At 57.8% G+C, this 13,825-nt stretch carries 10 protein-coding genes and 1 pseudogene; 7 read left to right on the top strand and 4 right to left on the bottom strand.

From position 1 onward, the window contains the following. Positions 1–68: 68 nt before the first annotated feature. Positions 69–620 carry a hypothetical protein gene (locus EN804_RS03535; RefSeq protein WP_135900625.1) on the bottom strand — a complete coding sequence of 184 codons (552 nt, stop codon included), beginning with the start codon at positions 618–620 and terminating at the stop codon, positions 69–71. Positions 621–906: 286 nt separating this feature from the next. On the opposite strand from EN804_RS03535, the gene EN804_RS03530 reads away from it, so the two are divergent. Beyond that, positions 907–1,299, top strand: a complete 393-nt coding sequence (locus EN804_RS03530) for a hypothetical protein (RefSeq protein WP_135900624.1) — start codon at positions 907–909, stop codon at positions 1,297–1,299. Positions 1,300–1,837: 538 nt separating this feature from the next. On the opposite strand, the gene EN804_RS03525 is transcribed toward EN804_RS03530, so the two are convergent. Continuing rightward, entirely contained in the window at positions 1,838–5,254 is a 3,417-nt protein-coding gene (locus EN804_RS03525) for a TM0106 family RecB-like putative nuclease (protein ID WP_135900623.1), read from the bottom strand. An 812-nt stretch (positions 5,255–6,066) separates the two neighbouring features. Between EN804_RS03525 and EN804_RS03515 the strand changes: the two genes are divergently transcribed. From EN804_RS03515 to EN804_RS03505, 3 genes are all read left to right on the top strand, one after another. Continuing rightward, complete coding sequence (locus tag EN804_RS03515; protein ID WP_135900621.1) at positions 6,067–6,309, top strand: hypothetical protein; 243 nt, start codon at positions 6,067–6,069, stop codon at positions 6,307–6,309. A 276-nt stretch (positions 6,310–6,585) separates the two neighbouring features. After that, the gene (gene dcm / locus EN804_RS03510; RefSeq protein ID WP_135900620.1) at positions 6,586–8,622 is read left to right on the top strand and encodes a DNA (cytosine-5-)-methyltransferase; all 2,037 of its coding nucleotides are present in this window, start codon (positions 6,586–6,588) and stop codon (positions 8,620–8,622) included. Between the two features lie 342 nt (positions 8,623–8,964). After that, a complete protein-coding gene (locus tag EN804_RS03505; protein ID WP_135901016.1) occupies positions 8,965–9,381 on the top strand; it encodes a hemerythrin domain-containing protein in 417 nt (138 codons plus the stop codon). Here the strand turns inward: EN804_RS03505 and EN804_RS03500 are convergent. Next, entirely contained in the window at positions 9,378–10,106 is a 729-nt protein-coding gene (locus tag EN804_RS03500; protein ID WP_135900619.1) for a Crp/Fnr family transcriptional regulator, read from the bottom strand. The two genes, EN804_RS03505 and EN804_RS03500, sit on opposite strands and share 4 nt — an antisense overlap. Before the next feature lie 696 nt (positions 10,107–10,802). Then, positions 10,803–11,078 carry a DUF6522 family protein gene (locus EN804_RS03490; protein WP_135918677.1) on the bottom strand — a complete coding sequence of 92 codons (276 nt, stop codon included), beginning with the start codon at positions 11,076–11,078 and terminating at the stop codon, positions 10,803–10,805. 525 nt (positions 11,079–11,603) lie between these two features. Here EN804_RS03490 and EN804_RS03485 point away from each other — a divergent pair. The 3 genes and pseudogenes from EN804_RS03485 (at position 11,604) to EN804_RS03480 (ending at position 13,811) form a co-directional block, all read left to right on the top strand. Beyond that, positions 11,604–12,187, top strand: a pseudogene (locus tag EN804_RS03485) (YcnI family protein). After that, complete coding sequence (locus tag EN804_RS37095; RefSeq protein ID WP_167508655.1) at positions 12,184–12,351, top strand: hypothetical protein; 168 nt, start codon at positions 12,184–12,186, stop codon at positions 12,349–12,351. The pseudogene EN804_RS03485 and the gene EN804_RS37095 overlap by 4 nt, the downstream one beginning before the upstream one ends. 107 nt (positions 12,352–12,458) lie before the next feature. Next, positions 12,459–13,811 carry a hypothetical protein gene (locus EN804_RS03480; RefSeq protein WP_135900616.1) on the top strand — a complete coding sequence of 451 codons (1,353 nt, stop codon included), beginning with the start codon at positions 12,459–12,461 and terminating at the stop codon, positions 13,809–13,811. The last annotated feature ends 14 nt before the right edge of the window (positions 13,812–13,825 follow it).

The following is a 13,825-nucleotide window of genomic DNA, read 5'->3' as shown; positions in this document are numbered from 1 at the left end:
ACGCTGCTTGCTGAGGCCGTCTGCGTGCTCGCGGGCCGCAATGACTTGATCGCTCCGCCGGCATTGGCCTAAGCCCGTTTGGCGAATGGGCGTACCGAGAGGCCTGCCAGCGCGTTGGGGTTGAGCAACACCTCTGCCTCTCCCCGATGCGACGAAACTGTAAGGATGTCACCTTTGTAAATGACCGCCTTCGCCAGCACGGGACGGGGCACTTGTATCCCCCGATGACCCTGCGCAAAATCTTCCGCCACCGCCATGTCTGTTGTCCAAGACATTCCTTTGACGCGGGCGCGCGAACAGCCTCGATAGACCTTCACTTGCTCCGGTAGGGCGGAATAGAATTTCTTATCCTCGCATCCTAGGAACTCTCCACAATGGCCAGCCCTCTCCAATTGCTGGATGGCCCTTCTTCCATGTTCCCACGTGGCATCGCAGCTCGACCAGACTTGATGGAAAATTGACCAAAAAGTCGCCGGCTCTTCGAAATAGGCCGATCCATCCAGCAGGTCGAGCAGGCCAGCGAGACGGGTTGTCGAAGAGTACCGCCGGAAGAGGTGGCGTACCTGGCAATCTACCGTCTCCGAACTCGCTTGCTCCATGTCGTCATGTTGTTGCACCATTTCCCCTCGTCCCAGTACGCACCCTTCCAAAGCAAACCTGATACAATGATGCGGGAGGATTTCTTTCGACGCAAAGGGTTAGCTGCAATTCGGATCGCCGATATGGGCTTCCTCAGCGGGGCCGAGCGAGTAAGTCCAGAATGTCCGGGCCAGCCCTCCCTCCGCAAGGATTCGGTTGATCTCAGTTCGTTGTCCACGATGGGCTGACGATGGGTTGAACAGTTTTCTGACTTGTCGGTTGCACCGGTTCCCTCTCCCATGTTGATGGCTTGGAACGAGAGTGGATATGGCACCGGATCACAAGGATATTCAGCAGGCTACGCTGAAATTACTCGAGCGTTTCGTGATGTGCGGTGATCTGGTGGGTTTGAGGCGCTGGATCGCGGTGCGATCTCGCTTCTTCGAGGAGGCAGATGCCCCCATGAGTCAGTCGTGGCGACGAATTGAGGCTTGTTGCGAAGCCATGCTTGAATTCGAGGACGAGCATGGCGTCGGCAGCTGTCTAGACCTTGAACATCATGGCATCATTGAGTGCATCGAGCTAGGGCTGAAGAACATATCCCAGATCATGGTGGAGAACGCCCGTCGTCGACAAGCCTCAGGGGTGAATTCCACTGCTTGGAGAGACAGTCTCAACAAGCGCATCGAGCGAGGCGAACTTCTGCACGTCGCCATCTGAGTCGACAGCGAAGTACTTTACCGGGGTCTCACCACCTCCGACTGCCATGACTGTGTCGTCCAGCGCCATCGTTTCGACGATGTCCATTATCTCGCTGACTGCTGTACGATGCTCTAAATCAGCAAGGATCCCCTGTACCGAATTTCGGCCATCGGCGTCGTATCCTGAAACAATCCTTCCATCGGGAGTTCGAGCCCAATAAAATATTCGAGAAGAGCTCGAGGCTCCGAGAGACCGCTGAACGCCGAAGACCATGAACGACGCATCGGGTACCAGTTCCAAGACGATAGCTGATCTCATTCGCCGTCCGCATCCTCGCCATCTTGAAAGCTTCGCTTGGACCAACGAAACACAGCCGTCAACGAGAAATCCCATCCCCAGCAGGGAACAGCAATGCTGTTCGCCGACAGGATTGCACGCATGCATATTGGCGGGTCCGCTGGCGGGAAAGCTATCCGGGCGTTTGCGCTGCAAAGACTCAGGCCGGAGCCGGGAATGCTGGCACAGCGAGCAGAGAGCTCATCGGCGGGGCAGGCATTCAATTCTGCTGTGACGTCGGCAACTGAATCAACGAGCACATCTCGAGATATCGGCAGAACGCATTGGCAAGCTGTATCTGTCGTGGCGTCCTGCATTCCGCTTCGAACACCTGGGGTGAAGCCACGAGAATCGACAGGCATTTGGCCCGTGACGTCGCAACGTTGAAGCGATTCAGGCTGTAAAGGAACTCCATGCCTCGCGGGGCATCTGCGTGAGTTGAAGTCGCCATCGAATAAATCGCAATCGGCGCCTCCTGGCCCTGAAACTTGTCCACGGTACCGACTCTGGCGCTGGGAAGGTGCTGCTGAATTTCAAAGACCTGCGCGTTGTAAGGAGTGATGATCAGAATATCATCCGATGTGACTGCATCTTCTTTCCCGTGCCGATCAATCCAACGCGTTTTCGACTGCATGATGTGGTTCACAAGGTCGCGGATGACGACAGCCTCTTCCGGGGAGGAGTTCTGATTTCCGCTGTGACTGACCGGGATGTGCCGCATGCCGGACCCTTGTATCGGACCGCTTGATACGATCTGGCCGTCAAGGCCGTCCTTTGATTTCAGCTTGCCCTCATAGAACAGCTCCGATGTGAAAGCGCATATATCGGGGTGGAGCCGCCAGGTCTCTTCGAGAAACAGCCCTTGCCCGGCTGCGATCGTTTTCCCGCCGGCGAGAATGTGATCCAGCGCCGACACGTCGGTTCCGTCCGGGTGACTTCCCTGCATCGGTTGATCCAGCTGTTGGGGATCGCCAAGCAGAACAACCGTATGGGCTGCCTGCGAAACAGCCAGCACATTTGCGAGAGACATCTGAGCCGCTTCGTCCACGACGAGAACGTCGATGGATTCAAACGCATCCGCCCGTGACCAGAGGAAGCTCGTCCCCCCGGCGACCTTGCATGGTCCGCTCAATGCCCCATAGACGTCGGCATTGTTCTTCGCGAAGACCAAGCGGTGCTGATTGGATTCCACCTCTTTCGGCTTCACGATGCATGTCAGGTCGACGCCTAGTTCGTCGGCCGCCTCGACCACCTTGTCGATCAAATTCCTGATGACCTTGTGGCTGTTTGCGGTGATCCCAACAGTCTTGCCTTCGCCAACAAGCGTGCAGATCATCCGCGCGCCAGTGAACGATTTCCCGGTGCCCGGGGGGCCTTGAATGGGGAACACGCCGCCATCCAACAGGGTGGCGACCCGCATCGCTGCCGCCAAGGTTGTCTCCTTATCGGTCTTGATCGGCTCACCCCGCAGACGCGGTGCTAGGCGCAGCAGCAGATCGCGCGCCGCGCAATATGGCCCGTCTCCAGTTAAGCCGCGGTCCGCCACGTATTCGCCGATGCGGACGAGGGAATTGGCCTGTTCGTCAGAGCCGAAATTCTTCGAGCCGTAGATCGCCTGGGGATGAACATCGACGGACTTGCCTGTCTTCTTGACGTCGATCGTACGGTTCTGCTGCGATACTGCAACGGCGGATCCTATCTTGTCGCCGCCGACGTTGTGCAGATCGTCTTCGACGCGGATGTCTGTTTCCTGAGGGATGAATGAATAGCGGTGCGTCGGCAGCTTTCCGACTCCGGGTACTTCGCCGACGAACGTGAGGCCCGCAAGGCCGCTGCGTTCCTCCATCAGCTCTTCGGCCGACAGATCGCGAAGGCGAAAGAACTCCCACCACGTCGCCTTTGCTTCGCGCCGATGCCAATCGAGAATGTTGGCTAGTATCCATCGCGCGTGCTGCTCGGCGTCACGCTCCTCCGGATCGGCTGGAACGTCCGCGGTCAGCTTTTCAATCAGCGGACCGATCTTTGCGAGCCATGCCGTGACGTTCTCGCTCGCTACTTCGTCGCCGGGCTGAGGTCGGGCAATATTTTCACCGGCAGCGATCACGCCTGAGCGGAGCATTTCCAGCCAGTCACGGAGAAACTGCGTCGATACGCAGTCGTCGCGGTTGTAGCTCTCGACCACCGATCGGTCTTGTTCGCGAATTTTGTCGGGGTGTCCGAGTTCCAGGCTTGACTGGAGACTCAGCAATGCAACGTTTGCGTCCTGAAGAGCTGTTTCGCGCGTAAATCCATAAAACGCTTCCAGTCTCTTGATCGAATAGCTTTCAACGCTGGCGCGAAGGCCGTTGCGGACAACGCCGTAAAGATCGACGAACAGCTTCGACCGCAGCATGTTGTCGAATTCTTCTTCACGCGTTGCGTAGCGGCCCATCAGCCGTTTCAGAGCCCCAGGCTCATAGGGTGCGTAGTGGTAGACGTGCAGTTCCGGATACGTCTCCCGACGCTTGGTTGTGAAGTCGATGAAGGCTTCGAATGCGAGCTTTTCGTCAGTGCGGGAGAAAGCCCAGTCCCCGACGTAACTCCATTCGCCCGCTTCATTTTTGAAATGATATCCAAAGAGATACTCAAGTCCGTGCTCGCCGACGAACGGATCGCCTTCGAGGTCAAGGAAGATATCTCCGTCCGAGGGTTCCGGAAGGCACGACAGTCCGAAACCTGCTTCGACAGGAAGGAGCTCGAAACCGAGGTTGCCGCTAGCTCTCGCCTCCACCTGCAACCGTGCTTGCTCGCGGATGCGCTCGTAGGAATGAGCCGAGCCGCGCTCGGGCTTCCACTGCAAGGGCAGGAGCATGGCGGCTAGCGATTCCATCGCGCCGACGCCGCGGGTTTTCAGCTCGTTGATCTGCACCTTGGATATCCCGGCAACGAGACAGAGGTGATCGTCAACTCGACGTTGCTTGTCGCATTGCGTGCTCCAGCGACAAACGTCGCAATGACTGTTGGGGTCGGGATAGGTGTCGGAGCCGGTCGCTGAATCGACAGTCAGCTCAAGCCCGGATTTAGCCCTGCGATAGAACGCGCCGTAGTCGGCGAAGCGATACTGCTGTGGCCTAAAATCCGCCCATGGCGGAACCACGTGCATGAGTTCAGGTGCCAGCCCCTGAGCGTCGGCGAGCAGATCGGAATAGAGACAAAGCTGGAGGACGGTACCCCCCTTTGTCTCGCGAGCCAACTTGGTGTCGACTGCCTCATAGGACCAGGATCCAAGCGCTGATGGCGTCTCAACGCGGAAAAGCACATCTGTTCGGCCGCTCCACCGTCCGTTCAACAGGGCTCCTTGGATGATGACAGGCGTTCCGGCGCGCATTGCATCGAGTGTCTGTCCGGCGGCGGCCACCGTGATGTCGACGCCTTCAATGCGCACTGCGTCGAGGCCAGAATTCTTCAGATGGTCGATATACGCTTGCTCGTGAAGCGCACCTCGTTCCCGAAGGATTTCAAGAAAGGGATCGTAAGAAGCTGGCTTGGCAAGCATGCCCTGAGCGACTGCCAAGTCTAGGCTCGTGAGATGGCGGCAATTCAGATGGCCGACCAAGTCGGTCGCACTTAATTGGATTCCGTGCCCCGACCGTCTCATGACGCGAGCTCAGAGAAATCGGCGCTTCGATCAAACGAAAAGAAGGGTCCGGCATTGATTTCTGCGGTTGTCATCATATGACTGCCAAGTTCTCGGTTGTTGCCCGCGACGCTAGGGAAAATGGAAACCGAGGGCACACAGGAAAGAGCCTGCTTGGTTGCCGGGGAAGGGGGCGATGGTGCCACCGCTGATGCTCCCTTTCATGAGTCTGCGGACCCGATGACCTCCGGGCACTTGCAAGGGGAATATCCCACTTACCACAGTCGGGGTTGAACAAGCCGCGGAGACGGAAATAGCGGTCGATACGGACAAAGTCCTTAGTATTCATAGAGGCGACAACGGCGCGGTGGGCGATTGCGGTTGCTGCGATCGCTAGGTCTTGCCCTGGCTTCTTGGCGTTCCTGCAAGGGACCCAAAGGTCCTGCAGAGCAGGGATCAGCGTCATGTCTGCATAGAGTTGGGCAACTGGGGCATCCATCGCAAGAAATACCACATCGGACTCGAGCAATGATTTCAACCATTTCGCAAGGCTGGCGGCTCGTGGTGCATCCTTAGGCTTGAGCATGGAAATTCCCCTCTGTATTTCAAATACCGCGCTGAAGGGAATGGCGATAGGGGCGCGAAGATTGCCAACCCAGTCGACGACCTTGGGATTAGGCCGCTTGTGGGCCAACGCGCTCAGCACGTTCGTGTCGAGCACGTACATTGTCGATCGAGGGCTCACAGAAACTGTCCGTGGTGTTAAGGTGCGGAACTCATATTTGAGAGTCACCGGCAATCCGTTAATGATCTGGACGGCAGGAGGTTTGTGAATGGGGCGTGCTCCCCGCGGTCAGGCAGCATCGGGCAAGCGGACCAAAGTCTGGAACGCGCGCGAAGCCCGCGAACGGTTTGATGACCTTCTCGCGGCGGCGGCGCAGAACGGCCCCCAGACGGTCCGCGACAATCGGCGTGTGTTCAAAGTCACCCTTGAGCGCGCCGGATCGTCGCCTATTGCGAAAGGCCTTCTTACGAAAGGCGGGCCTCTGGAAACAACGGACGTTCTGGAAGATTGAGTTGCGAGTCGGGTCCTGTCATGGCAGCTGAGCTACGGACCCGTAGTTGATTGAGAGAACATATGGTTCGACAGGAGGCGCGATGAGTAGTTCGTTATCCGGCAAGACAAGATGCACGGGCCCAAATGAAGCCAGTGGGAAACCGGGCGAAGAACACTCTCGGATTATTTGACGGCTCTCGATAAAATCGATCAGTCCTTCAAATTTTATCGACGTTTTTGATGCCGCCGAAGGGGATTGGCATCCACAAGTCCGCTTGCAACCGGGGAGAGCAAAGTGGACTTCAACGAAACTCAGTCATACGAAAACGTGGCCGACCGGTCGGAAGGCGCCAAGGTGGCGCCAGCTGATACCCAGAGCGAAAGGCTGCACGCAATCAAGGAGCGAGTACGCGCCCGCCAGAAGGCGATGACTAAAGCGTTTCTCGATATCGCGTCGGAGCTCGACGCCGCTCGCAACGAACTGCCGGAATCCAAGCTAAAGGCGTTTCTCGTTTCCGAGTGCGGCCTGAATAGAAGCGATCTCCGAACCTATCTGAAATTCACCGAGGCCCTAGGAACTCATCGCGAGACGATCATGAAGGCGACCGTTTCCTTCGCCACCGTCAAAGCCCTGGTCGCGGCCCCGACAGCTGTCAGGGACGAAGTCGTTGAAAGGATCGCGCTAGGAAGTTTCGTGCACTCAAACGACGTGGCGGCAATCAGGCGCCGCCATGTCAACGATGCAAAGGACCCTGGTGTCGAGCAGGAACTCCGACGCCGGAAGGCGCTGCGTTCAGCGGCGGAGACGAAAGCGCAGTCGGAAGTCGAATCCTTCGGCGGGCAGTTTTTGCCGTTCGCGCAAGCACTCGTTGATTTCTACAACGACGGTTACGACGATACCTGCACACGCGAATCTTTGGTCGCAAAGCGCTCTTCCTTAATGCAGGAAGCTGGCGTTTGCCTTGCGCGCTTTGAGTTGCTTTTCGATGCAGCAGCGCTGCCGGCCCCATGGGAATACAACTACCAGGGCAATTCCGACGAGGCTGTTTGGCTTGCTCGCGCGCACGACAGCCTGAAGAGCCTCGCCATTGGGGAATTCCAGTCGGTCGATCCGGACAGCGGCAACCCATACGACACCAGCCACGACTTCGTCGACCGCGCTGTGGTGGAAAGCGTGATCTGGCTTTTCAACGACAATGGTATTTCTAAAGAGCAGTTGAAGCATAGGAAATTGCCTGCCGCAGCCGCAAAAACGGCGATCGACCCACCCTATAGGCTCAGCTCGATTGAGATCTGCGCTGGCGCGGGAGGCCAAGCGCTCGGACTCCACGCCGCCGGTTTCGACGCCGTCTGCATCTACGAGCAAAACAAGAATGCGGTCGCGACCCTGAAGGCCAACCGGGCGCTCGGTCCTGTCCGGCAGGGCGACATTGCAAAAGTGGATTTTACTTCCTACCGCGGAAAAATCGACCTGGTCGCCGGCGGCGTCCCTTGCCAGCCTCACTCAAGCATGGGCTTGCAGAGGGGCCACGCGGATGACCGCGATCTCTTTATGGAAGCTGTGCGGATTGTCGCCGAGGTCGCTCCAAAAGCCTTTTTCTTCGAAAACGTCGAGGGGTTCGCCTTCAGGGCAAACTCAGCTTATCGTGCGGAACTTCATCGGAAGTTCAAGGAGCTTGGTTACGACACGCAGGTATTCAGCTTCTTTGGCAGCGACTACGGATTGGCTCAAAATCGGCCAAGGGTAGCGTTCGTGGGATTTCGGGATGTTCCCATCGGCCGCTTCCGTATGCCGCCGAGATTCCCCGAATGGAGAACGACCGTCGGCGAAGCTCTAATCGATCTCGTAGCCGCAAACGGATGGGAAGGCGCGGAGGAGTGGGCCAGGAGCACGGCGAACAAGATCGGCCCGACAATCCTCGGTGGGTCCGAGCAATCCGGAAGGCTGGCGTTCAGTGCCAAACTGGGCCTTGAGAAATGGCTGGCTCTCGGGATCAATCCCTTGGGAATCGCAAAGAGCGCCCCCTCGGCGAACCATCCGAAAGATGCGCCTTTCCAATTCACGATGAAAATGGGCGCCCGGCTTCAAGGTTTTCCTGACGACTGGCTATTCTGCGGCACGCAACACCCGCAAAAACGTCAAATCGGCAACGCTCTGCCGCCCGTAATGGCACGGGCTGTCGGCCTGGCGATTTACAGTGCCCTCACCGGAGTGGACTTTGATTACGCGGAGGCTCTGCGATCGCCGCTGCCTGGCAAGCACAACGGTAGGCTGAAGCTCAACATGCTTGCGCGGGTAAGTAATCAACTGGATACCGTTCCCGATTGCTAAGGACGTCACACGCATTCGGGGCATAAAGCTGAAACATTGGGATGGCAGGCCTTCCATCGCCATCCCAACGTTGGCATGAATTCGGCGGCCAACTTGTCTCCGACCGCGAATTTGGACGCGCGGACACCAATCCGCAGGGACACCAATTCGGCAGCCGACACGCCACTGCCTTGATCCATGTCAAAGCCTCGTGCTTTTGGATTAGGCAGCGTCAATCATGCAAATATCGGGAGGCTGCCATTGAACGGAGCGAGAGAACGAGGATCATCGCTGTTTGAAGCAGGTCTTGAAAATTCGACATTAGCTGGCCCGCCAGGCGGCGAGGCGACCCGAGGCGCGGTTATGAAGAGCGCCCATAGGGAAAAGCTGAAGCTCTGTGATGCCCTGGAAAAAATCGCCGACTCCTTACCAGGCGTCGATCGCCTCAAGTGCCTCGGCACAGCCAACGCGATCGTCCCGTTGTTGCGCAGCATTCATCAATATGAAGAGAGGATCATCTTTCCCGCTTATGAGGTCGCTGCAGCCGGCAGCAATGCCAACCTTGCCTCAGCCCGGCGATTGCGCGCCGAACACGTCGAAGACGAATGCTTTGCGGGCGAGGTGACCGAAATTTTGCTGGCGATTGGCCGTGGCGAGACGGTCAAGAATGCCGAAGCCGTCGGCTTCATGCTGCGTGGCTTCTTCGAAAGCGTGCGCCGACATGTCGCGTTTGAACGCGAGCATGTCTTGCCGATGATCGGGATTGTCGACGCGGACTAGGTGCCCGAGCATCGATTCAGCCGGCTCAAACTGTCCACCGTCACATGCCGACTGTTCTCAATCCGGATCACGCCATCCTTGCGCAGCCTGGTCAGCTGACGGCTTACCGTCTCAATCGTCAGCCCAAGGAAATCGGCGATGTCGGCGCGTGTCAGCGGCAGGTCGAAAGTCGTCGATCCGGCGGCCGAATCAGCCGTGGGATCGATGTTTCCGGCGATCATCAGGAGAAAGCTCGCCACCTTTTCCGCAGCGGTCTTACGTCCCAGCGTCACCATCCAATCGCGTGCTTCGTCGAGTTCGTTCAACGTTTGCCTGAGCAGGCGGCGCTCGAGCTCCGGCGAATCCCTCATCATTCGTTCGATGATCGCCTTCGGAAACGAGCATAGGGAAACGGCCGTTGCCGCTTCGGCGTTGGTCGCGCTTTCTGCCTTGAAGGGCCTTCCCAGAAAATCGGGTGCGAACTGGAGGCCGACAATCTGCTGGCGTCCGTCCGAAAGGCTCTTCGTCAGCTTCACGACGCCGGAAAGCACGTTCGAATAGCTGTCGACGGTCTCGGCGTCGCCTATCAGTTCTATCCCGGGTTCGATCCTGTGCTTCGACGAGGTCTTGGACAGTCCGACCAGCTGATCCGGATCCAGCGCGCCGCAAACGCCGCGGTGCCGTGCCTGGCAAGACTGGCAAAGTACGGGAATACCGACGCTGTGAACGTCCTGATGCATCGTCATCTTGATCGTCCAGGGATCCGAAATGCCGGCAAGATAGCACCGGCGGCAGGAAAATCGTTGCGGCAGTTTGTCCATCGAGGGCTTTGGCTGAAGTCAGCCGAATACTGTTCCAGAACATGCTAAAGGGCGGCCACCCGTTCCCCTAGGAACTGGTAGGTCGGGGGATCGAGCTGAATCGGCTGGATGCCAAGCGCCCCCGTCGCCATCCAATGTCAATACGGCTCGCTGAGTTGATTGCTGCAGGTTGCCTGGTTCGCTGCTCAGCGGCGCACTATTAACAGAGTGACTCGCATGGGATTCCGTGGTTGTCGCGGTCCAGCTTGCCGCCCCAGGAACAATTTTCGAGATACCACTGGGCCTCGCCGCAGGAGCTGATTTGCGAACATGTCAAACGCGGCTGGCAAGACCAGCTCTGCGCTGTCCGCGAGAACGAAATTCGCTTGATTGAAGTCACGGTCAGCAACCAACTGCTGTTCCAAGGAGACGGCGAGCTGATTCCGGGCAAAAAGCTTAGCCACGATGGACCAAATTGCCAATTGCTTCACTGTTCCCCCTAGTAGCTAGTATGTCGGCCCGCCGACCTGCCACTCAGTTCGGGTCAAACGGTGTCCTGAGTTTCGGCAGCAATTCGATCGCCGCCAACCGGCAGACCATTTCATGCATTCGTCGGGTGCCCCAAATGATGCTGCGCGGAGTTCAGGTCCGCTTCCACCGAAACTTCGGCGCCGCCATGATCAGCTCCTGGCTGATGATCTCGCCGCCTGGACCGACAATCATCGTCAACTCCCGATCATGATAGCGGAAGGATAGGCGGTATCTGCCCTCGTCCTCGCCAACCCCACGCTCAACCCGCCCCTTGATGCTACCACGCTGCATCTGCCTCATGAAATACTCGACAGCGAACTTCATCGCTCGAGCGGCCACCGCGGCATCGATCTCAGGCGCACCATTCGCCCATCTAACCGAAATCATCCAAACCTCCAGAAGGAATCCCTGCTAGACCCTTGTCCCGCATGTTGTCGCAAGCCTTCTAATTCGAGCAGCGGATCGTCAGGCTCCATCGGCAAAGGGTGGGCTTTGGTCACCACAGTTCTGCATCTGTCAGGATCGCCACGGATTTCCGAACCACGCGTTTCACGGCTAGCTCAACTTTACTGCTGCATTCGGATCGTTCTTTGCTCTGACGCAAGCAGAATCCATTTCCAGGCATTGGAGGTCACACTCCCGAGGGTCCAGTGACCAGCCCCGAGCAATGAACGCATCGCGATTCAATTTGCGCGAGCGCAAAGAGCCGACGCTTCATCTCCCGTAGTTCTGTCCATCGACGATGATCGAGATTGGAGACTGACGTGTCCACGCGACGCGAGGCCCTCTTCGGAGTTGCGATTGGCGCTGCTGCCGTCACGACGCCAGGCATGTCAGCATTCTCAAGGTAAAGTGCCGAAGCGAAGTCCGCTCAATGCAGCGATAGGGATTTCGGAAAGAAGGAGAAAACCATTGTTGCAGAAAATGATCGTGGCGAGCGCGGTTTGCGCTTTTGCAACCGGGACCGCGTTTGCCCATGTCGCGTTAGAATAGGGGAGGCATCGGTGGCGTCCGCCTACAAGGCGGTGTTGCGTGTCCCGCACGGCTGCGAAGGCACGCCCACTAATACGGTGCGGGTCCAGGTCCCCGAAGGCGTCATCGCAGTCAAGCCGCAGCCGAAGGCCGGATGGAAGCTGGAAAAGATTAAGGCCGCCTATGCCAAGTCCTACGACTATTACGGCAAGCCGACGAACGACGGCGTGAAAGAGATAGTCTGGAGCGGCGGAAATCTTGGCGATGACGAATATGACGAGTTCGTCTTTCGCGGCTATCTGACTCCTGATCTCAAGGTGGGGGAAACGCTGTACTTCCCGGTCGTCCAGGAATGCCCAGAGGGCAAAGTGGAACGCTGGATAGAGATCCCCGCAGCTGGCCAATCAGACGATGATCTCGAAATGCCTGCTGCTGGGAAAGGCCATCGGCCAATGAGCAAAATGGGGACGTCTTTCACTGGAACTTCAGGGACCGTGAAATCAAGCAAAGTGAGACAAAAATGAAATTCGAGAATGAGAGGCAAGAAGTGATCGACGAGTGGCCAAGCCTTGTATTCAGCACTGAAGCAGCAAGCGGCGCAAAGGCAGGCAATTCATTGCTGCCCATGCTGATCGCTGGGCTCGCCTTAATTGTCTTGGGTGGCATTGTCGTGATGGCCTTCGTGTAGAAGAGAAATCCGCTGCTCACTCTTGGCGCTATGCCCGTTGCAGCGATTGCGATGAGTTCTGCTATGTCCGACACTTGCGCATATCTTCATCATATCGATGACCGGCGATGAACGGTTCAGCCCTCTCTCGCTGGACAATGGCATACTTTGCTGCCGCGCTAGCTTTCTTGATCGCGGCACAAGCGATGATGATTGCCGGTTACGGTTTTCCGACCGTTGGCGTGGAGGCTCCGGAAACGCTTGTGATCGTCCACATGATTACAATCGGCTGGCTCAGTCTGTTGATGTGCGGGGCGTTGCTCCAGTTCGTACCAGTGCTCGTTGCGCAGCCCCTTCGCGACGAGTCCCTGGCTTTGCCGGCGTTGATCTGTTTGCTTGTCGGGCTGTTCTGCTTGCTCGCCGGTTTCCTCCAGCTTTCAGGCGTGATCGACCCAAAGATCCCCTTTCTTGCACTGGGGGGCCTCTTCCTTCCGGCTGGTTTCTCGTTGATCGTATGGGTGCTCGGGCGGACGTTGTGGAGCGTCCGGCCGTCTAGCTTGCAACTGCCCGCACGTTTCGTGGCCGGAGGACTCGCCTGCGTCGCAGTCACCGCCGCATTGGGTGCTTCGTTTGCATTTGTGCTTTCAGGCCAGGCGCCAGGATGGGCGGATTTCGACCTGCGAACACTGGCTCTTCCTATCCATGTGACGGTCGGTCTGGGCGGCTGGCTCGGCTTTACGGCAATCGGTGTCAGCTACCGCTTGCTGCCGATGTTCATGCTTTCCCCGGACAGTGAACGCACCACGGGCCATTTGGTGTTATGGACTGGGGCGGCAGCCTTAGGCCTGATCGTTCTGGCAGAACCGTTGGAGGTTCTTTCGGGGACAATCATGTTGCCCACCGTTCTCGCCGGCTTACTGGGGCTCGTGGCGACCGTCATCTACGGCGTCGATCTCGTGTTTTTTTACCGCAACCGCAAGCGACGCAAGATCGAGCTGAACAGCAGGTCGGCGATCGGCGCTTTCGCGGCCCTCTATCTTTCGGTTCTGCTTCTGCTCGCGCTATTTGCGAGCGGAACGCTTGCGCAGCATGTAGGCGCGACTGTCTATCTCGTCGCCTTCGGCTGGCTGACGGGGCTGGGGCTTTCACAACTCTACAAGATCGTGCCGTTCCTTACCTGGCTCGAATGCTACGGACCGGTGATGGGCACGAAACCGACGCCACGCGTCCAGGATCTTGTCGTCGAAACGCGCGACAGGTTCTGGTTCGCACTCTATTACGTCGGCGTGCTGGCCGGCACCGGCGCGCTTCTGGCCGAGGTGGCGGTCCTGTTCCGGATAGCGACGGCTGTGACGTTGTTTGCCACCGCGGCAATCGTCGTGGAACTCGTTCTAGCGCGCCGCCTTGTCAATGTTGCAGCTGGCCTACGCCTGCCTGAGGGGGCATCGCGCCCGCGTCTTTTCCTGCCTTCCTGGCGTTAGATACAGAGGAGATT

This window comes from Mesorhizobium sp. M8A.F.Ca.ET.161.01.1.1 (genome assembly GCF_004792105.1).
Classification (GTDB): domain Bacteria; phylum Pseudomonadota; class Alphaproteobacteria; order Rhizobiales; family Rhizobiaceae; genus Mesorhizobium.
Note: the sequence above shows the minus strand (reverse complement) of the source record. Positions and strands in the feature narration are given on the sequence as shown.